Annotated in this window: 24 protein-coding genes, 1 tRNA gene and 1 pseudogene; 11 read left to right on the top strand and 15 right to left on the bottom strand. The window is 56.2% G+C overall.

Annotation, left to right across the window (positions count from 1 at the left end):
- Nucleotides 1-3: 3 nt before the first annotated feature.
- The 6 genes from rlmH to phaC form a co-directional block, all read right to left on the bottom strand.
- Nucleotides 4-474, bottom strand: coding sequence for a 23S rRNA (pseudouridine(1915)-N(3))-methyltransferase RlmH (gene rlmH / locus VHE58_04685; GenBank protein HVS26577.1), 471 nt, complete (start codon nt 472-474; stop codon nt 4-6).
- 11 nt (nt 475-485) lie between these two features.
- Nucleotides 486-848 carry a ribosome silencing factor gene (gene rsfS, locus VHE58_04680; GenBank protein ID HVS26576.1) on the bottom strand — a complete coding sequence of 121 codons (363 nt, stop codon included), beginning with the start codon at nt 846-848 and terminating at the stop codon, nt 486-488.
- Nucleotides 845-1,501, bottom strand: a complete 657-nt coding sequence (gene nadD, locus VHE58_04675) for a nicotinate-nucleotide adenylyltransferase (protein ID HVS26575.1) — start codon at nt 1,499-1,501, stop codon at nt 845-847. Before nadD ends, rsfS begins: the two co-directional genes overlap by 4 nt.
- On the bottom strand, nt 1,501-2,820 hold the full coding sequence (gene aceF, locus VHE58_04670) for a dihydrolipoyllysine-residue acetyltransferase (GenBank protein HVS26574.1): 1,320 nt from the start codon (nt 2,818-2,820) through the stop codon (nt 1,501-1,503). Before aceF ends, nadD begins: the two co-directional genes overlap by 1 nt.
- A gap of 8 nt (nt 2,821-2,828) precedes the next feature.
- On the bottom strand, nt 2,829-5,489 hold the full coding sequence (gene aceE, locus VHE58_04665) for a pyruvate dehydrogenase (acetyl-transferring), homodimeric type (protein HVS26573.1): 2,661 nt from the start codon (nt 5,487-5,489) through the stop codon (nt 2,829-2,831).
- Between the two features lie 163 nt (nt 5,490-5,652).
- Nucleotides 5,653-7,452, bottom strand: a complete 1,800-nt coding sequence (gene phaC, locus VHE58_04660) for a class I poly(R)-hydroxyalkanoic acid synthase (GenBank protein ID HVS26572.1) — start codon at nt 7,450-7,452, stop codon at nt 5,653-5,655.
- 244 nt (nt 7,453-7,696) lie between these two features.
- On the opposite strand from phaC, the gene VHE58_04655 reads away from it, so the two are divergent.
- The 6 genes and pseudogenes from VHE58_04655 (at nt 7,697) to VHE58_04630 (ending at nt 12,489) form a co-directional block, all read left to right on the top strand.
- Nucleotides 7,697-8,071, top strand: coding sequence for a MerR family DNA-binding transcriptional regulator (locus VHE58_04655; GenBank protein ID HVS26571.1), 375 nt, complete (start codon nt 7,697-7,699; stop codon nt 8,069-8,071).
- 149 nt (nt 8,072-8,220) lie between these two features.
- Nucleotides 8,221-8,388 (top strand): hypothetical protein, encoded by a 168-nt coding sequence (locus tag VHE58_04650; GenBank protein HVS26570.1) that lies wholly within the window; start codon nt 8,221-8,223, stop codon nt 8,386-8,388.
- 138 nt (nt 8,389-8,526) lie between these two features.
- Complete coding sequence (locus tag VHE58_04645) at nt 8,527-9,435, top strand: hydroxymethylglutaryl-CoA lyase (GenBank protein HVS26569.1); 909 nt, start codon at nt 8,527-8,529, stop codon at nt 9,433-9,435.
- 217 nt (nt 9,436-9,652) lie between these two features.
- Nucleotides 9,653-10,693: pseudogene (locus VHE58_04640) on the top strand (iron ABC transporter substrate-binding protein).
- A 2-nt stretch (nt 10,694-10,695) separates the two neighbouring features.
- Complete coding sequence (locus VHE58_04635) at nt 10,696-11,715, top strand: iron ABC transporter permease (protein ID HVS26568.1); 1,020 nt, start codon at nt 10,696-10,698, stop codon at nt 11,713-11,715.
- A gap of 3 nt (nt 11,716-11,718) precedes the next feature.
- Complete coding sequence (locus tag VHE58_04630; protein HVS26567.1) at nt 11,719-12,489, top strand: ABC transporter ATP-binding protein; 771 nt, start codon at nt 11,719-11,721, stop codon at nt 12,487-12,489.
- Between the two features lie 474 nt (nt 12,490-12,963).
- On the opposite strand, the gene VHE58_04625 is transcribed toward VHE58_04630, so the two are convergent.
- The 7 genes from VHE58_04625 to VHE58_04595 form a co-directional block, all read right to left on the bottom strand.
- Nucleotides 12,964-13,431: a DUF2147 domain-containing protein gene (locus VHE58_04625; GenBank protein ID HVS26566.1), complete on the bottom strand. Its 468-nt coding sequence runs from the start codon at nt 13,429-13,431 to the stop codon at nt 12,964-12,966.
- A 47-nt stretch (nt 13,432-13,478) separates the two neighbouring features.
- Nucleotides 13,479-14,903: a TolC family protein gene (locus VHE58_04620; GenBank protein ID HVS26565.1), complete on the bottom strand. Its 1,425-nt coding sequence runs from the start codon at nt 14,901-14,903 to the stop codon at nt 13,479-13,481.
- Nucleotides 14,900-18,043, bottom strand: coding sequence for an efflux RND transporter permease subunit (locus VHE58_04615; GenBank protein HVS26564.1), 3,144 nt, complete (start codon nt 18,041-18,043; stop codon nt 14,900-14,902). The genes VHE58_04620 and VHE58_04615 overlap by 4 nt, the downstream gene beginning before the upstream one ends.
- Complete coding sequence (locus VHE58_04610; protein HVS26563.1) at nt 18,040-19,209, bottom strand: efflux RND transporter periplasmic adaptor subunit; 1,170 nt, start codon at nt 19,207-19,209, stop codon at nt 18,040-18,042. Before VHE58_04610 ends, VHE58_04615 begins: the two co-directional genes overlap by 4 nt.
- An 11-nt stretch (nt 19,210-19,220) precedes the next feature.
- Nucleotides 19,221-20,084: an oxidoreductase gene (locus VHE58_04605; GenBank protein ID HVS26562.1), complete on the bottom strand. Its 864-nt coding sequence runs from the start codon at nt 20,082-20,084 to the stop codon at nt 19,221-19,223.
- Between the two features lie 162 nt (nt 20,085-20,246).
- Nucleotides 20,247-20,618: a hypothetical protein gene (locus VHE58_04600; GenBank protein ID HVS26561.1), complete on the bottom strand. Its 372-nt coding sequence runs from the start codon at nt 20,616-20,618 to the stop codon at nt 20,247-20,249.
- A gap of 249 nt (nt 20,619-20,867) precedes the next feature.
- A complete protein-coding gene (locus VHE58_04595) occupies nt 20,868-21,266 on the bottom strand; it encodes a MarR family winged helix-turn-helix transcriptional regulator (GenBank protein ID HVS26560.1) in 399 nt (132 codons plus the stop codon).
- Nucleotides 21,267-21,487: 221 nt separating this feature from the next.
- Here VHE58_04595 and VHE58_04590 point away from each other — a divergent pair.
- The 4 genes from VHE58_04590 (at nt 21,488) to VHE58_04575 (ending at nt 24,216) form a co-directional block, all read left to right on the top strand.
- Nucleotides 21,488-21,576, top strand: a tRNA-Asn gene (locus VHE58_04590).
- Between the two features lie 207 nt (nt 21,577-21,783).
- Nucleotides 21,784-22,545, top strand: coding sequence for a hypothetical protein (locus VHE58_04585; protein ID HVS26559.1), 762 nt, complete (start codon nt 21,784-21,786; stop codon nt 22,543-22,545).
- 13 nt (nt 22,546-22,558) lie between these two features.
- Nucleotides 22,559-23,362 (top strand): hypothetical protein, encoded by an 804-nt coding sequence (locus VHE58_04580; protein ID HVS26558.1) that lies wholly within the window; start codon nt 22,559-22,561, stop codon nt 23,360-23,362.
- Nucleotides 23,359-24,216, top strand: coding sequence for a hypothetical protein (locus VHE58_04575; GenBank protein ID HVS26557.1), 858 nt, complete (start codon nt 23,359-23,361; stop codon nt 24,214-24,216). The genes VHE58_04580 and VHE58_04575 overlap by 4 nt, the downstream gene beginning before the upstream one ends.
- A gap of 171 nt (nt 24,217-24,387) precedes the next feature.
- Here the strand turns inward: VHE58_04575 and VHE58_04570 are convergent, their stop codons facing one another.
- Nucleotides 24,388-24,726: a hypothetical protein gene (locus tag VHE58_04570; protein HVS26556.1), complete on the bottom strand. Its 339-nt coding sequence runs from the start codon at nt 24,724-24,726 to the stop codon at nt 24,388-24,390.
- Nucleotides 24,727-25,037: 311 nt separating this feature from the next.
- Nucleotides 25,038-25,544, bottom strand: coding sequence for a PepSY domain-containing protein (locus VHE58_04565; GenBank protein HVS26555.1), 507 nt, complete (start codon nt 25,542-25,544; stop codon nt 25,038-25,040).
- 429 nt (nt 25,545-25,973) lie between these two features.
- On the opposite strand from VHE58_04565, the gene VHE58_04560 reads away from it, so the two are divergent.
- Nucleotides 25,974-26,567, top strand: coding sequence for a heme-binding protein (locus VHE58_04560; GenBank protein ID HVS26554.1), 594 nt, complete (start codon nt 25,974-25,976; stop codon nt 26,565-26,567).
- Nucleotides 26,568-26,734: the final 167 nt, after the last annotated feature.

The raw sequence follows: 26,734 nt of genomic DNA, 5'->3' as shown, positions 1-26,734 counted from the left end.
TGATTACCGGCGATGATAAGGGTGATTGTGCAGCAACGACACCGCGCGGTAGAGCTGTTCGGCCAGCACCACGCGTGCCAGCGCGTGCGGCAGCGTCATGGCGGAAAGCGAAAGCCACATGTCGGCGGAAGCCTTGATTTCATTATCCAGGCCGTCGGCGCCGCCGATGACAAACCCCACATCGCGCCCCGCCTGCATCCAGCGCGCAAGACTCTGGGCCAGCTGCACCGTGCTCAGCGTCTTGCCCTTTTCATCGAGCACCACGCGCCGGCCGTTGCGCGGCAGGGCGGCAAGAATGCGACCCTTTTCCGCTTCCAGAACTTGCTGGATGCTTTTCCCCGCTCCACGTTTTTCCGGCTTGATTTCGATGAGCTGCACCCGCGCTTCCGGCGGCATGCGCTTTGCGTATTCGGAAAAACCCGCCCCAACCCAGGCCGGCATTTTATCGCCCACCGCGATGATCCAAAGTTTCATCGCCGCCTGGCCTAAACCGCGGCGGCTTTGCGACGGCGCCGCACAGGCTTATGCTCACCACCCCACAATTGCTCGAGATTGTAATAAGTGCGAACCTTGGGTTGCATGATGTGCACCACCACATTGCCGAGGTCCACCAGCACCCAATTGCCGGTCTCTTCCCCTTCCACGCCGTAAACTTTGACGCCCAGCGCCTTGAGTTTCTCCTGCACATTGCTGGAAAGCGCCTTGCTCTGCCGGCCCGAATCGGCGCTGGCGATAATCATGTGGTCGCACAGCGAAGTCATCTTGCGCACATCCAGCACCAAGATATCGCGCGCCTTGATGTCTTCCAGCGCCGCGACCGTAGCTTTTACCATTCTATCGATTCTCATCCGCCTCCAGTATATAAATGATTAATCCGAATATAGTCGAGAACCGCCGGGGGAAGCCAATCGCGCACCGTTGCACCCTCGGCCAGTTGTTCCCGAATCATGGAGGCCGATATATCCACCGGCGTGATTTCCAGAACCACGATGCTGCCGCAAGGGCTGCTGACTGCGGTGCGCGGCGACGGAGCACGGCGTTTGGCGAATTCCGCAGCGAGCACCGGCGGCAAATCCTTAAGCGAGAATCCCGGCCGCAACGCGATGGCGACATGGGCAAGGTTAAACAGCTTTTCCCAGCGCCGCCAGGTCGCAAGCCCGGCAAAGGCATCGGTTCCAAGCAGCAAACACAGCGGACGTGAAGCGCCCACCTCTTGGCGCAGCTCGCTCAGGGTATCGACGGTATAGCGGGCGCTCGTGCGAGAGATTTCCCGCTGATCCACAGAAAACCGCGGGTTTCCGGAAATCGCCAATTGCAGCATATCTACACGCGCTTTAGGCGATGCAAGGGGGGCGGGGCGATGCGGCGGCGTGCCTGCCGGGATGAAACGCACTTCGGCAAGGTTGAGTTGTTCGGCGACTTCAGCGGCAAGCGTGAGATGGCCGTAATGCACCGGGTCAAACGTGCCGCCCAAAATGCCGATAGGGTTTAACGCGTTCACTACAGCAGCAGGCGGCGGATGTCGGAAAGTACCGAGCAGAGATAAGTGGTGAAGCGAGCGGCGGCGGCGCCGTCAATCACGCGATGGTCGTAGGAAAGCGAGAGCGGCAGCAGCAGTCGCGGCACCAATTGGCCATTCTGGTACACCGGCTTCAATTGCGCCTTGGAAACGCCCAGTATCGCCACCTCGGGCGCGTTGATGATGGGCGTAAACGCCGTGCCGCCGAGGCCGCCCAGGCTCGAAATTGAAAAACATCCGCCCTGCATTTCTGCGGGCGAGAGTTTTTTATCCCGCGCCCGCTTGCTGATTTCAGCAAGCTGGCGCGCCAGATCAAACACGCCTTTGCGATCGGCGTCACGTATCACCGGCACTACCAGACCGTCGGGCGTGTCCACCGCCACACCGATGTGGTAATACTTTTTGAGCACAAGGTTCTCGCCGCTTTTGTCCAGCGATGCGTTGAATTCCGGATGTGCTTTCAGCGCAGTCACGCAAGCCTTGATTAAAAACGACAGCATGGTGAGCTTGAAGCCCTGCTTTTCGGTTTCCGCGCTGTTTGACTTGCGGAAGGCTTCGAGGTCGGTGATGTCGGCTTCATCGTGCTGCGTCACATGCGGAATGCTCACCCAGTTACGGTGAAGATTGGCGCCGGAAAGCTTCTTGATGCGTGACAGCGGCTTGGATTCGACGGGGCCATACTTGGCGAAATCCACCTGCGGCATTTCCGGAAGCGCAAAACCTGCGCCGCCACGCGGTCGCGACAGCTCGCCCTTTACATAGGCCTGCACATCTTCCTTGAGGATGCGGCTCTTCGGCCCGGAACCGCTGACTGGATCGAGATTAACACCCAGCTCGCGCGCGAAGCGGCGCACCGAGGGGCTGGCGTGAGGAAGGTGCATACGTTCCGGCATCTGCGGCAGCGTGGGCGGTGGCAGCTGTTTCCCCCCGCCCTTACTTTCTTGCATCAAGGAGGAAGGAACGACTTCCCCCTCACTCATTTCGAGGGAGCGATAGGTTGGGAGCGCGGCGACAGTTTCGACGACTTTTGCCGGCGCTGCCGCGGCGACTGCAGCTTCCTCGTTGGCTTCAATCGCAAGCACCACCGAACCTTCAGAAACCTTGTCGCCCACTTTCACTTTCAGCGCTTTCACCACTCCGCTGTAGGGAGAAGGAATGTCCATGGTGGCCTTGTCCGACTCCAGCGTGAGCAGCGGATCTTCCTTGCTTACCGCATCTCCGGGCTTGACCAGCACCTCGATAACAGGAACGTTCTTGAAGTCGCCGATGTCCGGCACTAGCACGTCTTTTACTGCACCCATTTTCCTAGTTAAACCGTGGCGGGATTGGGTTTGTCGGGATCAATGCCGTACTTCTTGATGGCCTCAGTGACCTTGGATGCGGGCACGATGCCTTCATCGGCGAGCGCTTTCAACGCCGCCACTGTGACATTGCGGCGGTCCACCTCGAAGAACTTGCGCAGCTGCTCACGGGTGTCGGAACGACCAAAGCCGTCGGTGCCCAGCACCAGATAATGCCTGGGCAGGAAGGCGCGGATCTGATCGGCGTAAACCTTCATGTAATCGGTCGCGGCAATAACCGGCCCGCGGCGATCTTTCATGCAGGTTTCGACATAGCTCAGGCGCGGCTTGGCCTCCGGATGCAGCAGATTCCAGCGCTGCACATCCATCCCCTCGCGCCGCAGCCCGTTGAAGCTGGTCACGCTCCAAATGTCGGCGGCAACGCCGAAATCTTTTTGCAGTAATTCCGCCGCCGCGATCACTTCGCGCAAAATCGTGCCGCTGCCCATGAGCTGCACTTTCGGCGTTTTCTGGTCCGCTTTCGCTTCGCTGAAAAGATACAGGCCTTTCAGTATCCCCTCTTCAGCACCCTTGGGCATGGCCGGATGCGGGTAATTTTCGTTCATCAGGGTAAGGTAATAAAAGACGTCTTCCTGCTCCTTGTACATGCGGCGCAGCCCGTCCTGCATAATCACGGCGAGCTCATAAGCAAAAGTCGGATCATAGGAAACGCAATTGGGAATGGTGGAAGCAATCAAATGGCTGTGGCCGTCCTCGTGCTGCAGGCCTTCGCCATTCAAGGTGGTGCGCCCGGCGGTGCCGCCAAGCAAAAAGCCGCGCGCGCGGGAATCGCCCGCCGCCCAGGCCAGGTCACCTATGCGCTGGAAGCCGAACATCGAATAAAAAATGTAGAACGGGACCATCGATACGCCGTGCATGCTGTAAGAAGTCCCGGCGGCGATCCACGACGACATGCCGCCCGCTTCGCAGATGCCTTCCTGCAGAATCTGCCCGTTCCTGTCTTCCTTGTAGAACATGAGCTGGTCGGCGTCCTGCGGCGTGTAGAGCTGGCCCACCGAGGACCAGATGCCCAGTTGGCGGAACATGCCCTCCATGCCGAAGGTGCGCGATTCGTCGGGAACGATGGGCACGATGCGCTTGCCGATGTTCTTGTCCTTGACCAGAATGTTCAGAAGACGCACAAACATCATAGTGGTGGAAGCTTCGCGCCCTTCGGTGGTGGCTTTGAGCAAGGAATCGAAGGCCGCGAGCCCCGGCACTTCCAGCGGCTCCGCCTTGCGGCGGCGCGAGGGCAGATAACCGCCCAGCGACATGCGGTGCTCGCGCATGTAGTTGAGCTCGGGCGAGTCCTCCTCGAATTTCAGATAAGGCACTTCCTCGATTTTGTCGTCGGGAATCGGCAGATTGAAACGGTCGCGGAAGGATTTGAGGGAAATTGTGCCCATCTTCTTCTGCTGATGAGTGATGTTTTGCGATTCGCCGGCCTCGCCCATGCCGTAACCCTTGACCGTCTTGGCGAGTATCACCGTGGGCTGGCCCTTGTGCTTCACCGCCGCGCTGTAGGCGGCGTAAATCTTGTGCGGGTCGTGGCCGCCACGGTTCAAGCGCCAGATGTCGTCGTCGGTCATGTTGGCGACCATCTCCAAAAGCTCGGGATATTTGCCGAAGAAATACTTACGCACGTAAGCCCCGTCTTTGGACTTGAAGGTCTGGTATTCACCGTCCACGCATTCATCCATGAGCTTTTGCAAAAGCCCCTTGGTGTCCTTGGCCAGCAGCGGGTCCCAGTAACTGCCCCAGATGAGTTTAATCACGTTCCAGCCGGCGCCACGAAAGTCCGCTTCCAATTCCTGGATGATTTTGCCGTTGCCGCGCACCGGCCCATCGAGGCGCTGCAGATTGCAGTTCACCACGAAAATCAGGTTGTCGAGCTTCTCGCGCGCGGCGATGCCGATGGCGCCCATGGATTCCGGCTCGTCCACTTCGCCGTCGCCGACAAAGCACCAGACCTTGCGCTCCTCGGTGTTGGCGACGCCGCGATCATGCAGGTATTTCATGAAGCGGGCCTGGTAAATCGCCATCAGCGGGCCAAGTCCCATCGAGACGGTGGGAAACTGCCAGAAATCGGGCATCAGCCACGGATGGGGATAGGAGGACAGGCCCTTGCCGCCCACTTCCTGGCGAAAGTTGTCGAGCTGCTCTTCGGTGAGCCTTCCCAACATGAATGCGCGGGCGTAAATGCCCGGCGCCGAGTGGCCTTGCACGTAAACCAGGTCGCCGCCGTGTTTTTCAGACGGCGCGTGCCAGAAGTGGTTGTAGCCAACGTCGTAAAGCGTGGCGGCGGAAGCAAAGCTTGCAATGTGGCCGCCGACATTAGTGTTCTTGTTCGCGCGCAGCACCATGGCAAGCGCGTTCCAGCGCGCGTAGGAACGGATGCGGTGTTCCAGCTCATGGTTGCCGGGAGAATGCTCTTCCTTTGCCGCGGGGATGGTGTTGATATAGGCGGTGTTGGCGCTGTAGGGAAGGTAAGCGCCCGAGCGGCGCGCTTTCTCGATGAGCCGTTCCAGGAGATAATGCGCGCGGTCGGGACCCTCCCGCTCAAGAACGGCTCCCAGTGCCTCCAGCCATTCCTGCGTTTCTTGGGGATCGTGATCAGGGAATCTGTCCATAGTGACCACCTTTGGTTAAGGTTTGCTGACGTATCCTCCACTTGTGGTGAAAGAAACAAAAAATAAAATTATAACACCAACACATAAGGGTAAACGTCTTGCTGGGATTTCGGTAGTGCGTCAGTTTGAATTTGCCCTTTAGTGCGCCCGTTACCTTGCGGCGTTAGGTTTTGTTGGCATCCAGCCGGAATTTCACGTAGGAGCCCGGCGCATCTTCCAGCACCTTGAGCTTGCCTTTGCCGGGGATGCGCGGTGCGACCTTCTCGCCGCCAAATTTCTCCACCCACTTATCCCAATCCGGCCACCATGAGCCTTCATTTTGCTTGGCACTTTTCAGCCATGAATCCACGTCTGTGGCAAGTTTGGCATTGGTGCGATAACCGTATTTGTTGGCGACAGGCGGATTGATTACGCCGGCGATATGGCCTGACCCGCCCAATACAAATTTCACCGGTCCGGCGAAAAGATTGGTGCCGGCATAAGTGGTTTTCCATGGCGCGATATGGTCTTCTACGGTGGACAGGAAGTACGCCGGTGTTTTCACTTTGCTTAAATCAATCGGCTCACCGGCAAGCGTCAGCCCGCCCGGCTCTTTCAGCAGATTCCTGATGTACATGTTGCGCAGATAATAACCGTGCATTTTCGCCGGCATGCGGGTGGAGTCCGAATTCCAGAACAGCAGATCGAACGGGAACGGGTCCTTGCCGAGCAAATAATTATTCACCACGAACGACCAGATCAAATCGTTCGAACGCAGCATGTTAAAGGTGGTCGCCATCTCCGAGCCTTCGAGATAGCCGCGTTCCTCCATTTTTTTCTCCAGCGCGCTCACCTGCTGCTCGTCCACGAACACGCCCAGCTCGCCGGGTTCGCTGAAGTCAATCAGGGTAGCAAAGAAAGTGGCGCTGGCAATGCGATTCTCTTTCTTGGCCACCATGTAACCGAGCGTCGCCGCGAGCAGCGTGCCCCCAAGGCAGTAGCCGATGGCGTTGATTTCCTTTTCGCCGGTGGTTTTTTCGATGGCGTCCAGCGCCGCCATCGTTCCTTCCAGCAGGTAATCCTCGAAATTCTTGTGCGCGAGTTTTGCATCCGGATTGACCCAGGAAATCACGAACACGGTATGCCCCTGATCCACCGCCCACTTGATGAAGGAATTGTTCTCGCGCAGATCCAGGATGTAAAACTTGTTGATCCACGGCGGAATAATCAGCAGCGGCCGCTGATAGACTTTTTCGGTGGTCGGCTGATATTGGAGAAGCTGCATCAGCTCATTTTGGTACACTACTTTGCCTTTGGTGGTGGCGACGTTTTCGCCCAGCTTGAAGGCATCGAGATCGGTCATCTTAATGCGCAGTTGCTTGTGGTCGCCACGCTCCATGTCTTCAAGCAGGTTTTTTAGGCCCTTGACCAGGTTCTGGCCGCCTGTCCCCACTGTTTCACGCAGGACTTCGGGGTTGGTGAGCACAAAATTGGTCGGCGAAAGCGCGTCGATGAACTGGCGCGTGAAGAAATTCACCTTCTTGGTGGTCTGCTCATCCAAACCTTCGACGTTCGCCACCGCGCCATGCAGGTGACGTGCCGCAATCAAATAAGACTGCTTGATGTAGTCGAACAAGAAATTCTGCTGCCAGGCCTCATCCTTGAAGCGCCGGTCTGCGGGATCGGGTTCGGCCACCGGCTCGGCATTCTGCCCCATCATTTTCATCACTGATCCCTGCCACAGCGCCATGTAATCCTGCCACATTTTCCACTGCATTTCGGCGAGCCTGAAGGGATCGGCTATCATTTTCGCGGTGAGATCAAGAAACGCTTTGCCAATGCCCAGTTCATCCGCTGTGCCGAGATTGGCGACCGCGTGGCGCTTGAGGAACTCGGAAACCATTTGCTGGCTCCGCTGCGCTATGTCGACATAGGCCTTAGAAAGCTGCGCCGGGTCAGTTGAAATTGTCTGTTGTGCGCTCATCAATCATTTCCTTATGAAACCTCGCGTTCAGCCACAGCGTTACTGTACACGGGCAAAGCGATACACGCCGTCATCACCGTCAAGTCTACGCACATCGCCGCGAGCATGAGGTGATCCAGGTGCGTGATGGTCTCTCCCATGGCGAAGAACACCCGTTTGGGCCACAGCCTTATTCATCACTTTACGTTTACGTAAAAGGCAGTGTATATTGTAACTGTTTCTTTACCTTTTGGGGTGAAAACTAATGAGTACTTTCACCATTACCGACCTCGCTAAAGAGTTTGAACTCACCACCCGCGCTATCCGTTTCTATGAAGATCAGGGACTCCTTGTCCCTTCCCGCGACGGTCGCAACCGCGTTTACAGCAAGCGCGACCGGGTTCGGCTTAAACTCATATTGCGCGGTAAGCGACTGGGGTTTTCTCTAGGAGAAATAAAAGAGTTTTTCGATTTATATGCCTCGGCCCAGGGAGAGAAAGCGCAACTCAAGCAATACCTGAAAATACTGGCGCAGAAGCGCACCATGCTCGAAGAAAAGAAAAAGGACATTGAGGCGGTATTGTCCGAAATCGACATGCTCGAAGCCCAATGCAAAAGAATCCTGGAAAAACAGGAGTAGGTTAAAGAACCAGCATGATTTACGTTTACGTAAACGTAGCTTACTATGATTCCAAGCTTGGTCCGACTACGTTAGTGAAAAATGAAGATATTTCAAGCAGTTGACCCTAATTGTAAAGAGCGCTACGTGGCAGCTTCTTTCGCCAGCAGATGATGGCCTACTTGGGTGCGGGATGGGGGCTCGGCCCAGGCTATTGCGAAATCCGTCTTCCCTACAAGCGTGATCTTTCGCAACCACACGGTTTCTTTCATGGCGGCATAATTGGCACCATCGGCGACTCCGCCGACGCCAGCGTGCTAACCGAGGTGCGGCGCTGATAATTTTGGAAGCAATGAAAATGGAGCACACCGTCACCGCGCCGGTGCAAGGCCGCATAAAACAGATACACTATCCCAAGGCGCGGAGGTGAGCGAAGGCGCGGAGTTGATTGCTTTTGAAACCGGCGGGGCAGGCGAATGAATTTGCCGCAACACGTGAAAATGGTCGAGGTGGGGCCGCGCGACGGGTTGCAGAACGAGGCCGCCAATGTTCCGACTCCGATCAAGATCGAACTTATCGAGCATCTGGCCGATGCCGGGTTGGCGGTGGTGGAAGCGACGAGCTTCGTTTCACCAAAATGGGTGCCGCAAATGGCGGACAACGCCCAGGTCATGGCCGGCATCAAGCGCCAGCCCGGCGTGAGCTATCCGGTGCTGGTTCCCAACATGAAAGGCTTTGAAGCCGCGCTTGCCGCGGGCGCCGAGGAAATTGCGGTATTCAGCGCGGCTTCCGAAGCCTTCTCGCAAAAAAACACCAACTGCTCGATTGCGGAAGGATTGGAACGCTTCAGCGCAGTGTGCGAAGCGGCGCAAGCAAAAAACATTCGCGTGCGCGGCTACATCTCATGCGTGCTCGGCTGCCCATATGAAGGCCAAGTTTCGCCCAATAAGGTCGCCGATGTGGCGGTACTGCTCTACGGCATGGGTTGCTACGAAATTTCGCTCGGCGACACCATCGGCGTCGGCACGCCCGGCAAGACCAAAGCCATGCTTGAAACGGTTGCCGAAAGAGTGCCGGTGGAAAAGCTCGCGGGGCATTTTCACGATACTTACGGCCAAGCGCTGGCAAATATCTACGCCGCGCTCGGATGCGGGATTTCGGTCATCGATAGTTCAGTAGCAGGACTAGGCGGCTGTCCTTATGCCAAAGGCGCTTCGGGCAATGTCGCTAGCGAAGATGTGCTATACATGTTGAATGGCCTGGGAATTGAAACCGGCGTGAATCTCGACAAGCTGATAGATACCGGCTTGTTTATTTCCAACTTTCTCGGCCGTGCTCCAGTATCCAAAGTTTCGCGCGCGATGACCGCCAAGCGCTTAAGCTGATGACCGATCCCGGCAATCTTCCAGCGCCCATACCGACGGGGTACCGATTCGGCATGCCTGTCGTGCCCATTAAAATCACCAGTTAGTTTCACTCATTTCCGGCCCGTAGATCTGCTCCGGCGCCTCCGTTATCTTTTAATGGCAGAAGCGTCGTGATACAGTTTGCTCCATTTAAGCGAAAAATCCTTCGGCCAATTCCGCAGTTTTTGCCTATCCCATGCGATTGATGGTGTTGCGGCTTGCCGCTTTTTTTCTCCTTGCCTTAGCCAGCCTGGCTTGCGCAGCCGGCGGGCGGCATGTCACGGATGCAACCTGGCGCGAGATAGCGCTGCCGGCGGAAGTGAAAAGGGTTTACGCCGTCGGCCCGCCTGCTTCGGTGTTTGTGTTTGCGATCGCGCCGGAAAAGCTCATCGGCTGGACGCGGGCGATGCGTCCCGATGAAGCAGCGTTTCTGCCGTCGCAATATGCGAATTTGCCGGAACTCGGCCGGCTTACCGGCCGCGGCAACACCGCCAACGTGGAAGTGGTGCTTGCGGCGAAACCCGACCTGATTGTTGACGCCGGCTCCACCGCGCCGACTTTCGTCTCACTGGCGCAGAAAGTGGAAACGCAGACCGGCATTCCCTATCTCTTACTCGACGGCAGGCTCTCGGAAACGGCAAAATCATTTCGCGCGCTGGGCGAAGCCGTCGGCGAAAAAGCGCGAGGCGATGCGCTCGCCGATTATGTGGAACGGATGCTTGCCGAAATTCGCAACAGGATCGCGAAAGTGTCAGTAACCAAGCGGCCGCGGGTTTAATATGCACGCGGCGCCAACGGTTTGACCACTGCGCTCGAAGGCTCGATTAACGTGGAAGCGCTGGAACTCCTCAACGCGGAAAATGTCGCCGGGAAAAGCGAGATTTCGAGCGGCCTTACCAATGTTTCCTTCGAGCAGGTGCTGGCATGGAACCCCGACATTATCGTCACAACGGACGAAGCGTTTTACCACTATACCGTGCGGCTGGATCCGCGCTGGGCAAGCCTGACGGCGGTGCGCGCCAAGCGCGTTTATCTTTCGCCGCATCTGCCTTACGGCTGGTTTGATTTTCCGCTCGGCCCTAACCGTTTAATCGGCGCGCAGTGGCTGGCCAAAATTCTCTATCCGGAAACTTTCAAGGATGACCTCAAGCCAAAAGTGAAGACTTTCTACCGCCTGTTTTATCACCGCGAACCCGGTGACAGCGAAGTCGAAGCGCTGCTGAATCCGGAAATGTAAAAATGACCACGTCACGCGGCTTTGCTTGGCTTTATGCCGGCGCATTGGGCCTGACGCTGGTTCTGGTGTTGTTCGCTTTCTGGCTCGGCAAATTTCCAGTTTCGACCGGCGATGTTCTCGCCGCGCTTGCGGCGAAGCTGTTTGGCGTTTCCGTCACTCTGCCCGTCAACACCGACGCGGTAATCTGGCAAATCCGCGCGCCGCGCATCGCCGCCGCGCTGCTCGTGGGTGCGGGGCTCGCTGCCGCCGGTTCCTCTTACCAGAGCATGTTTAAAAATCCGCTGGTCTCGCCCGACATCCTCGGCGTGTCGTCCGGCGCGGCGCTCGGCGCGGTGCTTGGCATCTTCCTTTCAAAAAACATCGTCATGATTCAGTTTTTTGCGTTTATGGGCGGGTTGGCCGCAGTGGGGCTCGTTTATGCCATCAGTTCCTCGGTGCGCGGTCATGACGCGTTGCTTACGCTGATTTTGACCGGCGTGGTGATCGGTACGCTGCTTGGCAGCTTCATCGCGCTGCTCAAGTATCTCGCCGACCCCTACAACCAATTGCCCGCCATCACGTTCTGGCTGATGGGCAGCCTTGCCGCAATTGCGCCTTCCGACCTCATGGTGGCCGCGCCATTGATTGCGCTGGGATTGGCGCCGCTGTATCTCCTGCGTTGGCGCATCAACCTGCTTTCGCTATCCGATGACGAAGCAAGGGCGCTCGGCGTCAATGCCACCGGCATGCGCTTTATCGTGATTGTCGCGGCCACGCTGATGACCGCGGCCAGCGTCGCCATCTCCGGCATCATCGGCTGGATTGGACTGCTCATGCCGCATATCGCGCGCATGCTGGTCGGCCCCGATTTCGCCAAGGCCATGCCGATGTCGCTGCTGTTGGGCGCGGCGTTCATGCTGGGCGTAGATACGCTCGCGCGTACCGCGGCGAATATCGAAATTCCTCCCGGGGTACTAACGGCGTTAATCGGCACGCCGTTTTTTGTATGGATATTGGCAACCGCGCGCCGGGGTTGGCATTAACCTATGCAGCTCATCGCCGAAAATCTGACTTACGGCTACCCGCAGCGCGTCATCGGCGAAGGGCTGAGTTTTTCGCTTAGCGCCGGTGAAGCGTTGTGCGTGCTCGGCCCCAACGGCAGCGGCAAGACCACGCTATTTCGCACGCTGCTGGGCCTGTTGCGCGCGAAAGCGGGCCGGATTCTGCTCGACGGCAGGGAACTCGCCGAATGGCCGCGCGCCGAACTCGCGCAAGCGCTGGCCTACGTGCCGCAGTCTCACGAAGGCGCTTTTGCTTTTACCGTTGAAGAAATCGTGCTGATGGGCCGCACCGCGCACGTCGGATTGTTCGCCAGCCCCTCGGTGCAAGACCGCGAGAAGGCGCATGCAGCCATCGCGACGCTGGGACTTACGCATTTGACGCACAACATCTACACGCGCATCAGCGGCGGCGAGCGCCAGCTCACGCTGATTGCGCGCGCCCTGGCGCAGGGGGCGTGCCTCATCGTGCTCGACGAACCCACCGCCAGCCTGGACTTCGGCAATCGGGCGCGGGTGCTGGAAATACTCTTGCGTATCGCGGCAAGCGGCATCGGGGTGGTATTTTCGACGCATCATCCCGACGAAGCCTTTGCCTGCGCGCAACGAGTGATGATGCTGCGCGAAGGCCGGGTGATTGGAACCGGAAAGCCGAGTGAGGTGATTACCGCTTCAAATCTGGAAACGTTGTATGGCGTGCCGGTGGAAGTCGTCGATTTGCCCGGCGGCCGCGCGTGCCTGCCGGTGATAAAACGTTAAAACTTAGCGCGCCCTACTGGATTCGAACCAGTGACCTTTGGCTTCGGAGGCGGATTTAGAAGTTTAAATGTTTATTATTTCAATAACTTGCAACGCTTGCCAACTTCGAAAACAGCCTCAGCATGGCACAATTGTGGCACATCCAGTATCACTCTTGCACAGATTGGACACGTAGCGTTCGATTTAACTTCCAATCACGCAAGTGAAAGGGGTCGACAAGAAAGGATAGAACGGCTTGCCAACCAAACCAACTGATTAAAAGTCGTAGACGCAATTTAAGATGCATTTTTTATTAACAAATTACCAACGCTGGCCAATATCATTGTCTAGGTAAATTGTGGTTGATCACGTTTTCCACTGGGAAGACTGAGCACGATATCAGCACAATTAATTTACTCGAATTTCGAATCATCTTTGGCGTTCTCAAGCAAATAAACGTTGGTACTGGGTGTGGAGGCAGCTCGTACCACAAAGCTACTCGATCCGGACCCACGTCTGTGTCCGCCCAAACAAAAATACCCCGACGAACCCACGCACTTGGAGCTTGGTCCCACTGTCTTCCAGGGTCATCTTGCAACGATAAACCTTTCCGTTGTCAGGATCGAGGATCTCCCCGCCAGCATATACGTCTCCTTGCTTCCTCATTCCGGTGACGATGGCCATGCCGAACAGCCGCTGATCGTGCCTGGAACCTTCGCATTTCTCACAGACGGTATTTTCATCCTCACCTAGGCGCAGGCCTTTTTCAATCGTCCCCTGGAACTCGCCGTTGGTTTCAGTTATCCGGACCAGTGCGCGAGGCGTACCGGTCCGATCATCGATCATCATCCACAAACCTACCGGGGAATCGAAAGAGGCCGCTTGTGCGAACAAGCTCCAAGCAACAAGTACTAGGTAGCCTACAAAACGGCCGGTTTTATGCAAAAACAAAATCGGATTCACGACAACCCTCTTTCAACTTACACGGGAAATAAAGTCAACTCTGCTGCTTACTGTGTTTTCACGATTGTCTCGTCCTCTGTTACCCAACCCCCGCCGAAAGCGCGGTAGAGCGACACCATGGACACAGAAACCGCGGTCTCAGCTTTGACTCGATCGTCTTCGGCCGTTAGCTTTCTCCGCTCCGAATCGAGCACCGCAAGAAAGTCTGTGACACCGCGTTTGTAGAACTCCTGCGCCAGGTGTTCCGCACGTGCGGCTGCTTCTGCTGCTTGCGTGAGTTCATCACGACGCCCGCGCGCCGTCGTGTGCGCAACAAAGGCATCCTCGACATCTTCCAAAGCAGTGAGATATGTCTTCTCGTAACTCGCAGCGACTTGTGACAAACGGGCATCTACCGCTTCGATGTTGGCTCTAATTCTTCCCGCATTGAAGAGCGGCTCGACAAGCCCAAGCCCGAGTGCAAAGACGTTGCCGGTGGCAAGTGGCAGCGGGCTAAGATCGAGTGCGCTTCGACCGCCGCTCGCGGACAGGAAGAACTTGGGGAACAGATCCGTTTTCGCGGAACCAAGTTTTGCAGCGGCAGCCACTACTTCAGCCTGCGCACGCCTGATATCCGGGCGTTGCGCGAACAAGTCGGAAGGCAAGAGACCCGGTATCTTCGGCAGTGCCGAGGGCAGGGGCGCGGGCGGTCCGAGTAATGCCTCAAGATTGGCCGGCGGCTCCCCCAGTAGCACACCGAGTCGATGAATGAGCGTTGCCGTCACGTTCGCAAGTAGTGGGAGCGCGCCTTCGCTCGTATGGAGGAGTTCTTGTTGCCTTGCGATATCAAGTTCTGTAGCGAGACCTGCGCGGTAGCGCGCTTCGAGCAACCGCAATTGCTCGCGCTGCACCGCGATGTTTTCTTTCAGTATAGCGGTCTGCTTTTGTGCGCCGCGCAACTCCAGGTAGTTGGTAGCGACCTGCGCAAGGAGGCCAACTTGCACCGCGTGGCGCGCTTCTTCCAAAGCCCGCGCTTGCGCCGATGCCGCTTTCGCATCGAACCGGTTACCGCCGAACAAGTCAATTTCCCAACCGGCCTCAAGGCCGACGGTCCATGTTGTCCCGATAGGCGGCTTTGGAAGCCGTTCGAACGATTTGTTGCGACCGGCACTCGCGGTCGCATCAATGGTTGGATATAACACCGACTCTGCTACCGTCTCGAAGGCGCGGGCTTCGCGAACCCGCGCCGCAGCAATCTTCAGATCGTGGTTCGCTGCGAGCGCTCTGGTAACGAGGTCGTCGAGCAACGGATCGTTGAAATCTTTCCACCAGCGCGCGAGGTCCTGCGTGGTTGCCGCATTTTCTGCTTTAAGCGCATTGCTCCAATGGGCGGGAACATTGACTGACACCTTGTCGCGTACTGGAGTGATTGAACACCCGCCAAGCCACACGGAAGCGAGAAGGACCGCAGATAGCCGAAAGGTTCGCTTCATAACGCGCCTCTCGTTACCGTCAACACCGGTTCCGGCAGCGCACTCCCTTTTGCTTGCGACGGCGTTGTTAAGCTGTCTTCGCCTGGCTTGCGCGGTGCTCGCTTCACCTGGAACCAGGCGGCGTAGAGTGCAGGCAGAAAAAAGATTGTGAGCACAGTGGCAATGGTTAAACCACCCATAATGGCGATCGCCTGCGGGCCGAAGAAGTCACTACGCGAGAGCGGAATCATCGCAAGGATAGCGGCGGATGCTGTCAGCATGATCGGCCGGAATCTACGCACTGTGGATTCGACGATCGCAGTCCAGGTATTGCGCCCCGCTTTTTCGTCATGCTCAATCTGGTCGACAAGGATCACGGAATTGCGCATGATCATCCCGGCGAGCGCGATGATGCCGAGCAGCGCCACAAACCCGAACGGCATGCGGAACAGATGTAAGGTAAAACCGGCACCGATTACACCCAGGGGTGCGGTGATAAACACCAGCATGGTGCGCGCGATGTTATGTAGCTGGATCATGAGCAGGACCAGTGTCGCTACCACGACTAATGGGATCCACAGCAGGATTGATTTTTGCGCGATTCTGCTGTCCTCGAGCGCTGAGCCTGTCTCAACGTTGTAGCCGGGTGGTAATTGCTCCATGACCGGTTTCAACGCCAACTCGATCTGCCGTGCCACATCCGGTCCTTGCACGCCGTCAACCACATCGGTGCGCACGGAAATTGCCGGGAAGCGGTTGCGCCGCCAGATCACTCCTTCTTCGAACGTGGCTTCCATCTTTACAAGTTGCGACAACGGGACCGACTTTCCGTTACCAGTCTGAATTGCCACATCCGGCAACTCGTTTGGTGCAACCCGTTGATCGGCTTGTGCCCGCCAAACAATATCGATCAACTTGTCACGCTCGCGGAATTGACCTACGGGAATGCCGGTGTAGTGCGCTTGCAGCGCTCGGGAAAGATCTTCTGTCGTTATACCTAATGCGCGGGATTTTTCCTGGTCGAGGGTAAGTCTCACCGAGGGAATTCGATCGTGCCAATCGTCATTTACATCCACGGTATTGGGATTGGCGCGCATAACCTGTTTCACCTTTTCTGCGATCTGGCGAACAACTTGCGGGTCTTCGCCGAGTATGCGAAACACCACGGGATACTCGAACGGCGGGCCCACATTTAGGCGACCCACACGGGCGCGCACTTCAGGAAAGTCGTTAGCAAATACTTCGCGGATACGCTTCATTACCCGCTCACGGGCGACGTTGTCCTTAGTCATCACCACGAACTGCGCTAGGTTAGTGTTGGCGAGTTCCTGGGAAATGAGCAGAAAGAACCGCGGCGTGCCGCCACCAATGTAGGCAGCGTAATGGGCGATTTCCTTGTCCTTGGCAAGAATTGCCTCGAAACGCTTCGCCGCCGCTTCAGTCTGCGCAAAGCTGGAGCCTTCGGGCAGCCACATGTCGACGATTACTTCCGGTCGGTTGGAGAGCGGGAAGAACTGCTGCGGCAGGTGGATGAACGCCACCATACCGACCGCGAACAACGCCACCGTGGCAACGATTACCTTGTAACGATGCGCGACGCACCAATCAACCAACCGGCGCAGGCGGTTGTAGAACGGCGTATTAAAAATTTCATGTGGCTCGCCGACAGTGCGCTTCTTGGCCTTTAGGAGATACCAGCCGATGAAAGGGGTAAAAACAACTGCGCCAATCCAAGACAGCAGCAGTGAGATGGCGGTCACTTGGAAGATGGCCACGGTGTATTCGCCGGCATTGGAGCGGGCAAGCCCCACGGGCAGGAAGCCGGCAACCATCACCAGGGTCCCGGTCAACATTGGGAAAGAGGTCGTGCTGTAAGCATGGGTGGCGGCGCGAAAGCGGTCCCAGCCTTCCTCCATCTTGCGCGCCATCATCTCCACCGCGATTATTGCATCATCCACCAGCAATCCGAGAGCGAGGATCAAGGCGCCCAAGGAGATGCGGTGCAGGTCAATACCGAACAACAGCATCATGAGGAACGTGCCTGCGAGCACGAGAGGCACGGTAAACGCAACCACCGTCCCGGTGCGAAAGCCGAGGCTCAGGAAGCTCACGATCAACACGATGACGACCGCTTCCAAAAACGTGCGCATGAACTCGCCGACAGCAGTTTTCACTACACGGGGCTGGTCGGCGACTTGCTCGAACTCGATGCCGACTGGCAACTCGGCTTTGATTTTCGCCATCTTCGCCTCGAGTTCCTTGCCTAGTTCGAGGACATCGCTTTTCTTGTTCATGGTCACGCCGAGACCGATGACATTCTTGCCGTTGAATCTCATCTTGAATTCGGGCGGGTCGATATAGCCGCGCGTGACCTTGGCGACGTCCGCGACGCGGAAGGTGCTGCCGTTGAGACGAACGGGGAGGTTTTCGATGCTCTCGACGGTATCAAACTTGCCGGAGATCCGCAGGGGCAGGTTGCGAAGCGGAGTAAAGATATCGCCTGCAGGTGTGAGCGCGTTTTGCGTCTGTAATGCTGCGGCGATTTGCCGGGCATCGAGGCCAAGTTCGGCGAGCCGTTTATCAGAGAACTCGACATAGATTTTCTCGTCCTGCGCGCCGATGAGATCGACTTTTTCCACACTTTTCACGCGCAGAAGTTGTTGCCTGGCTGAATCGACAAAGTCTTTTAATTCGGCGTAGTTAAAACCTTCGGCGGAGAACGCGTAGATGATGCTGTAGGTGTCTCCGAACTCGTCATTGAAGAAAGGACCGATCACACCCGGTGGCAACGTGAGGCGGATGTCGCCAATTTTCTTGCGTACGTCGTACCAGAGACCTGGTACCTCCGTGCGTGGCACGTCCTGCCGCAAGGTAGCAAAGATCGTCGACTCACCAGGCTTGGAATAGCTGTTCAGATAGTCGAGATTAGGTAATTCCTGGATTTTTTTCTCGAGCCGATCGGTGACCTCTTGCTCCACTTCGCGTGCGGTGGCGCCTGGATAGAACGTTTTCACCACCATAACGCGGAAGGTAAAATCGGGGTCTTCGCGCTGGCCGAGGCGGAAATAAGCGAACGCGCCGCCCAACACCAGCAACACAATCATGAACCCGGTAAACTGGCGGTAGTTCAGCGCCCATTCGGTGAGGTTGAAGCGCTTCATTTGACTTCACCCGCTGCCTGTGATGCAGGACCAGAGGCGACATGTTTGAGGCTCGTAGGGTCCAGCTCCTGTGCGTTTTCCCCACCGAGGATTCTTACAGCCTGTCCTTCCAACAGGCGTGTTGCGCCGGCGCTGACCACGGTTTGCCCTGGTGTAAGGCCACTGACAGTCACCTGCTGATTGGCCACCGGCGCGCCAAGCTTGACCAGAACGGACCTGACAGTTTTCGTCCGCTCATCCACTAGCCACACTCGGGTCTGCATCGGGTTATTCTGCGGTTGAAATACCGCCGCCAAAGGAATGGCGGGCTCGCTTGTTTGGGTCGAAGGAAAATACACCGTCGCGGTCATGCCGAGCCGGGCGAGGTCGTTGCCTTCCAGCAGCGATACCTTCACGGTATAAGTCCGGCTTGCGGGATCTGCTCCGGGCGAAATCTCCCGGATTCGGCCCTTGATGCGCTGGTCTCCGTCGGCCCAGAGGACCACGGCCACCTCGGTCGCATTGCGTAGCTTGGCAATGCGATGCTCCGGAATGTTGATCACGACTTCTCTGTAGTCGAGCTGGGCGATCCTCATGATCACCTGACCCACGCCGACAACTTGTCCGGTTTCCATATCAAGGGCGGTCACCACGCCATCTCGATCAGCGTAAAGATTCGTGTAAGTTATCTGGTTGTTCGCTTGACTGAGCTGAAACTGCAGTGCTTCTACGCGATCATTGGCTGTTTTATAGGCCGTTTCACGCCGGTCATACTCAGCCTGGCTGATGTACTTAAGCTCCAGGAGTTCGCGATAACGAACCAGATCATCCTTGGCGAAATCGCGTTCGGTGCGCGCCGCTGCAAGCTGCGAAGCGAGGCTCTTGGAAGCGAGCTGGTAGTCGACCGGGTCGAGTTGCGCAAGGAGCTGCCCTTTGCGGACCCGATCGCCGATCTCGACGCGGCGGGCGACGACTTTTCCGGGAACGCGGAAGGAAAGCTTAGTCTCGTAGCGCGCTTTGACTTCAGCAGCATAGCTCTCCTGGTTGCCCGCTACCTGGTGATCCCCGACCCTGAACACGCGCACCGGGCGGACGACCGTTTGAGGCTCGATCTGTTTTGCGCACCCCGCAATGAGTGCTGACAAGAGCAACGCCAAGGCCACATATGCTCGAGTATCGATGTTCATAAGTATTTCCCTCATTCTCTATAAATGGACGTGCCCGGCGGGGGCGTGGTGACACGGTTTAAGCCGAACTCGCAGCGCAGGACCAGTCCGAACATGGTTTCCGGAAGCCACTTGCGAAGCCTTACAACTAGGTTGGCGTCGGAACCAACGAGGTAACGCAACCTGGGCCTGTCGGATTCGACTGCGCGCAGTACGGCCTTTGCTACCAGATCGGGCGACGGTGCTTTGGCGAGGTGCTGCTGCACCGATTCCGAGGCCTGCCGGTACCAGGGGGCGTAGTCGGGAATGTGTGTTTTCGCAGTGACGCTGTGATCGCCGAAAGCAGTGCGAATGAAGCCCGGCTCGATGAGCGACACGGGCACTCCGAACGGCAACAGTTCATGGTAGAGGGCCTCGGAATAGGCTTCGACTGCATGCTTGCTTGCGGAGTAAATCCCCATGAAAGGCATTGAAATCCTGCCTACGAGGGAACTGATGTTGATGATGTGGCCCCGGCGCCGCTTGCGCATGTCGGGCAGGACCGCCCGGGTCAGGCGAACAACGCCATGGAAATTGGTATCGAATTGGGCCGCAATCTCTTCGTCACTAGACTCCTCCGTTCCGCCCATTAAGGCATAGCCCGCGTTGTTGATCAGTACGTCGATATTTCCCGCCTGGGACAAGACGTCGCCTACGCAGCGCCGAACCGAGTCCGGATCTCGGACATCGAGTGTGAGCATTTCGACGCCGGAAATCGGGGAACACCGGCCGGGATCACGGCTGCTGCCAAATACCCGATAACCACGATCTGCGAACAAGCGCGCTATGGCATTGCCTATGCCGGATGAGACGCCAGAAATCAAAACGACTTGCTTTGTGTACTTATGAGTCACCATCTTTTTGCCCTCCTAGTTAAGTGAGCAGCATTTGTAGGGCTGCTCCCGTTTCTATACAACACTTAAGCGTGAAAAGTGCGTTGATGCGAGTACGAGGGTCGTGTTCATAGAATTGCAACACTCTCGCACCCGCACTACGCTTCGTCACACCACTCGCCTTTATTACGGTAGGGGTGCCGAAAGAACACGCTCAATCTGCTTATGAGCGTCGACCTCTTGTGGTTTCAAGGTCAGCATCGCACCTATATATACCGGGCCATCGTTACTACCGGCGATGGGGCCTGCAATCAGGCGTCTTGCTTGCTCCTGCGCGTCCAACTTAACTGAGCGGACGATGCCTGCTGCCGCAGGTGCCTGCGAGTAACCAGATTCCACAACTCCTCCGTGCTGCAGGAGATGACGCGCTTGTTCCTGAGAATCCACATAGCCGAAGCCGCCTTGCTCTGCTTTGGCGTTGTGTACACCAACCAAAGAAGCGAAGAGCAGCGCGCTGGCTGTGATGACGGTGGGTTTAGCAATCAATGTTTTAAACATGGTGATACTCCTTTCAAAAGTTTGCATATCTCGTCTTACGATTGACGTAAAGACATATGTATATGCATATTACAGTTAAAAAATTTAGGACTTACCTGACGACTTTCGAGGTCATCTGCAGTCCTTCCAACAACACCTTCACATCTAATGTCTTGGGCTGGGAACCTCCTTTCAAAAATTTGCATATCTCACCTTCCCATTAACGTCAATACATATGTATATGCATATAGCAGTTAAAAAATATAGGACTCACCTGACGGCTTTTGTGGCCATCTTCAGTCCTTCCAACAATACTTTCATTCCTTGATCTCCGAGCTTTTTTGTCATGTGGGCCTGAGCGGTTTTCCAGTGAGGGATCGCACTCTTCAGAACGCTCTTGCCCTTGCTAGTAATGCTCACAGCACGTGTCCGTTTGTCAGTACCCGGCACCATTTCGACATAACCCTGCCTCTGCAATACTCTCACGTTCCGGGAAACCGTGGTCTGGTCCATCACCCCACCGTTCGCCAGGTCGTTAATTGTCAACGGCCCATAGGTATGGATCGCTACCAGCATCGAGAACTGCGTGTTGCGCAAGCCGCTGTTTTGGAAGGTGCTGTCATAAAACTGGGAGACAGCACGCGCGGCTTTTCGCAGATTAAAGCCCACACATATCCTGCTTATCTCGGAGCAGAGTGCCAGTTCAGAAGTGTCAATACGGCTGTTCATAGAATGCAAGTATATACATATAATTTGAGTTGTCAAGCCCTAACGCCACATTTTTTTGTTACCGAATCTAAGGGGCCGCATTTTTCTACGGAATGCAAATCTCAGGAGCGGAATTTTATCGCTTCAAAAATAATTCATCGCTGACCACTAGTATTTACACATTTCTCAACGCTTGCGCCGCCAGACTGGGCTTTAAGAGCGTTGCGGACTGTTAATCCGCAGGTCGTAGGTTCGAGCCCTACTGGGAAAGCCGGCACTCAATGTCGGCTATCGACCCAAAGCTGACATTGGCATCGGACTCAAACCCAGCGCTATTTAGCGCTGCTGCTTCAGTATTGCTCTCTACTCGGTGGACGAATGTCCTGAAACGGCACCCATTGGGACTGATATACAATACACGCTAGCGCCACTGCACGGTGGCTTCGCGAGGCGATGATCCGTGATCGGAACGGCAATCTTGGGCATACTCAACGCTGCCATAGGCCCATTCATTGGCGCGGGCCTTGCGTTCTTGTCTACGCGCGTTCACGACGCGCGCCGTCAGCAACAGGAGAACGTTGCCGCAGGAAACCTCACCCTAAGCATGCTCAACAGCATGCTGAACGAGTACCTACTGTGGAGGCTGGGAGCATATGCTGATATGGCTGACCCCGAGAGGGCGAGCGACAGCCCGCTGTGGGCACGCATTCGCCCGAACCTTCAGAGCTTCGGAGACTACTGCATCGACCTCAAATCGCTATCGTTCCTCTTCGAGAACCCCGAGCGTATCGAGGCGCTCAACGCAGTACGCCTAGCCGAATTGACATACCGCGATATGCAGGCGGTTGAAAAATTCCGCAACGATGCCGCGCAAGCCATTTATCAAGAAGTTTCGACAAGGAATTTTACCTCCCACGCCGAGGCGGAGAAAGCCCTCGGGCCGCAGCGAATTGAGACTATGCTCACTGCCATCAAGAGTGTTGCGAAGCGCGCCCGTGACAATGAGAAGGCCTACACAGACGCGATTTCGAGCCTCCGCGCGGCTCTTGAGGACACTTTGAACAAGTGGTGGGCCAAGCAGCCACACTTTGTGAAATCGACTGTCGTCGCCCCACACTTTCGGCGGGAGAACCTGCCCCAGTTGCCGCGCCCGATTCTCGAAATGCTGGCAGAAATGGATCGCCAGGGCGCCGTGGCGCGGACGGTCCCGCAGCAATCTGCTCCCCCTGAAGGGGCCTAACGCCTTTCTGAGCATGAGGCTCTCTCTAGAGCAAGCGCGGAAAGTCGCCGCCGAGTTTCAACCGGCCGCGGATCGGCTCGACGTTGCCATGTTTAGCGTGCTTGCGGAGCTAGTCCCGTTGGCCAAGAATGAGAAAGCCATCGAGTACCTCAAGCAAGGCGTCGGCCGACGGATAAAGACCGCGCGCCGGTGCTTGGAGAACGTATTCAAAATATTTCCTCCCGAGAGGACGCGACTCCTCGAGATCGAAGAACTTAACGATATTCAAATCAACCTTCATGCCTTTGCGATCAATGTCTACGGTATCCTGGACAACATCGCATGGGTTTATATGCTCGAGCAGGGGCGCGTGTCAACGACAGCTGGTGATCGCACGTTCGTCGGGCTATTCAATAAGCGGACGCAGCAACACCTCTCGGAGCCGTTACGTAGCTATCTCAATTCGAAGTTGCTTTCGTGGTTCGAGGAATACGCTAAGAACTATCGGGATGCGCTTGCGCATCGGATACCGCTGTACGTCCCGCCTTACACGGTGAGGACGAAGGACAGCGCCAAATGGCAAGACCTCGGTTCCGCCATACAGCTTGCGATGACGAATAGAGACATCGCGGAGGTGATTCGCCTCAGGGCGGAGCAGGATTCTCTAGGAACAATCTGTGGCGCGTTTTCTCATTTGCTCTCCGACGACGCGCGGCCGCTATTTCTTCATCCGCAAATGATCTGCGACGCGCTCAGCGTATCGGAGCTGATAGAGAAAGTGGTCGAGGACGTGAAGAGGTCGGGTTGGGGCGCCCGGGCCGACACAAAAGCGTCATGACCTCTGCGCATACGCTCAAGTTGCCTAACAATGAAGGCAAGTGCCTCGACGCAACCCTTAGAGTACTGGAACGCACTCGGAATGCGATCAGGGCCGACCTATCATTCCCCGAGAAAATGGGTGGCGCACACCCAGTTGAGCTAGTTTGCAGAATTGGTGGCCTCAGATATGCGCTAGAACATACGCGAGTAGAGGCATTTCACAATCAGATTGGGGATGGTTTCAACTTCGCTGGAATGACCGATGGCCTTAGTGCGGAGTTAGAAGGGAAACTACCGGCGAATGGTCTGTATCAATTAATTCTTTCAGTCGGCGCGACAACCGGTATCAAGCATCACGAGGTGCCGCATATAAGAGCACGCCTAGCAAAATGGATTCTGGATGCTGCGCACCGTCTTGAATCCAAAGGTGACCGCGGTGCTGAATCCGAGACTCCCGAGGGGGTGCCGTTTTCGGCAGATCTCAGATGGCAACGCTGGTCAGCTCCGACGAAGCTTTTTGCCGCAAGAGGAATCAATGAGATAAGCATCGAGAAAGACCGTGTTACTCAGATGATGAAAGGAATCAGCAGCAAGCTCTCGAAGCTAAAAGGATGGGCGGAATTGGGAGCCATTGATGTTCTGGTTCTCGAAAACTGGGATGCTGCCCTATCCAATTTTCCATTCATCAGAAGCGCGTTCACATCCGCAATTCAGCATCTCGGGCATGTTCCATCTCACGTCTACTGTGTCGATACCTATATTCACGCGCAGTGGACTGTATGGTCGATTCGCCGTGATGGTGTCGCTGAACAAACTCAGACGTATTGGGACTTTTTGCCAAATGAGCTTGGAGATCCGAGATCTTGCATCTAATTCGAACGCGCTGAATGTCCGCTCTTGGCCGAGACGTGACGGTCGCTAATCGACCCGAAGCAGACATTCACGAAACAATGTAACTGGCGGCCCGCGGCGCGGAGCTCATGGATGAGCTGCGATTTCTCGACACCATGACGCGTGGGCATTCGTAAATGCGTGGAATGCTCCTTACTGGCATTTGAATTGAATTTCCGCAGATGCATAGGAAGCAATGCCAGCATCCTTTGATGTTGAGTCTAAAGGTATCAGCTTCTTGCCCTTAGCCGCGCAAAACTGAGTGGCCTCCTTGTACAGTTCTGCTTTTACATATCCCCCCGAATAGGTAAAAGCGGATCCAAATTTCGAATGCATATAGGTGTCGTCCGCGATCTGGACGATCCCAGAACCGGGGGTTGCACATCCGGCGATACCGGCTACCGCTAGCACAGCGAATAGTTTTTTCATTTCTTGCTCCATTGCTAAATATCTTATGCGCCGAACAAACGATGCGATGACCGTGGCGTCCATGTTCGTGTGTTCTTACCGCCTACTAGTTATTCGCCAGGCCGGCCGCTTTTGGCCGAGAGGTGACGGTCGCTAATCGACCCAAAGCGGACATTCAACGTGCTAGTTCAGTGGGATTATCGTCATGATCAAGTTTTAACGCCGCGGGACTTACGAATTTCATAGGGAACCCCCCTTAAAAACTAAACGGCCCATCGCGGCGCAGACGGGTTGTGAGCAGGCCCGGTTTCGACCTACGATCGGGAACGGCAAATCCCCTAAACGAATTGTCCAGCGGCGATCTTACGTGGGCACCGTGAAACGGATGGCACCACTCAGTCGAGTTTTTCTGAGACGGTTTTCGTTCCGGTCGCATTCTCTAGAACAATAGTCGCTATGGGCTTACCCTGTTCCAACGACGGAACGACGCTCACCGCTCGATACCCGGTGTTGCCGGCCACCGCCTTATCGGCGGCAGCGCGCAGACTCTTTTTCGCTTTCGCCATAGCTTTGGCCTGAGTGACTGAATATGAGAGGTCATCACCCTCCTTAATTTCTTCGCTCTTAGCGATCTTGCCGCTCTTGTAGTCGACAATCACTTCCAAGAACTTGCCCTTATTTGCGGTGTATACGGAGAGCTGGAGCTTTCCATCTTCCATCTCGAACTTGCCCGAAATCGGTTTACCTTTCTGCTGTGCGGCAGCGAGTCCCTTGCTAAGCGAGATCTTTGCCGCTTTGAGCGCATTCCAATCGACCCCCTTCTCCTCGGCTATGGCGGTGCCGCCCATCAGAAGCACTCCGCCAATTGCGGAGATGACCAACCTTGAGAATCTCGTGTTCATAACTACTCCTTTTGCGTTTTACCACGGGTTGCGAGCTTCGATTCCTTGTGACGCATCATCAATAGGGACTCAGTTTTTTGCGATCGCCGTTTTCTCAAGCCCGGTACGCAGGGCCTGGGCGAGCTTCCCTGCATTGTCGGTAGCCCAGAAGTGCGTGAAGATCATGGGCATGCCGCTTTCAGATGCCTATTCTCCACCGGTTTTTGGAAGGTTCCAAGTGGGATCGCGAATGTCCGCTATTGACCGATTCGCGACTTGGCGGTAAGCGACCCATTCCGGTCACCCGCCTATCCGAAAAGCGGCCGTTCAATGTTTGAATTAACCGGCAAGCGCGGATCGGGCCCCAGAACGCGTCCTGACGCTCCGGCTTGAGTCCGGGCAAGGTGCCTGGGGTCGGACGAGGACAGATCGTAGAGCGGGCGATGCCGCATGGCAGTACAAACGCTTTTTCTGTGCAGCTCTTTTGACTTGAACGCTGCTCTTTCTTATACTGCTCTCTCCCCACCGGAGGTGGAAATGCAGATCTCAAAGGAGGATTCACCCATGCGTTCTGTGAAACTCGCGGCGGTACTTTGTGTTGTCGCCCTCTTCATCGCAGGATCGGCTTTCGCCCAGCAAATGCCGAACCCCTACGGCCCGAACATCAACCTAGCGGCGGCCAAGAAGGTAGCGGCGGCAGCAGCGGCAAAGTCGGTGGAGATGAAGGTCAACTCGGTCATTGCCATTGTGGATACGGGCGGACAGCTGGTTTACCTGGAGCGCTTTGACGTGGTGCAGTGGGGGAGCATTGACGTGGCGATCCACAAGGCCAAGGCGTCCGTTCAGTACAAGCGCGCAACCCTAGCGCTCGAGAATGTTGTCAAGTCGAACATCACGTACCTGACCCTGGACGGCATTACCGCCATCGAGGGCGGCGTACCCATCATCGAAGACGGCAAGATCATCGGCGCCATCGGTGCTTCCGGCGGAACGTCTGTTCAGGATGGGCAGGTGGCCGGTGCCGGCGCAGCGGTGATCAAATAGAAAGTATTCTGTGCAGAGTTAGATTTAGCGTGAGTATAAGAAAGGGGTTTCGGCAGTCCGAAACCCCTTTCGTTTTTTAGGGATCGTTATTCGAGTGACGGCTATGGGGGAAATACTCGACCGTCTTTTTTTGGCCGGCAACTGACGTTCGTCAAAGGTCGCTTCCC

The sequence above is a fragment of the Burkholderiales bacterium genome, from assembly GCA_035543335.1.
GTDB lineage: Bacteria > Pseudomonadota > Gammaproteobacteria > Burkholderiales > JAHFRG01 > JAHFRG01.
Note: the sequence above shows the minus strand (reverse complement) of the source record. Positions and strands in the feature narration are given on the sequence as shown.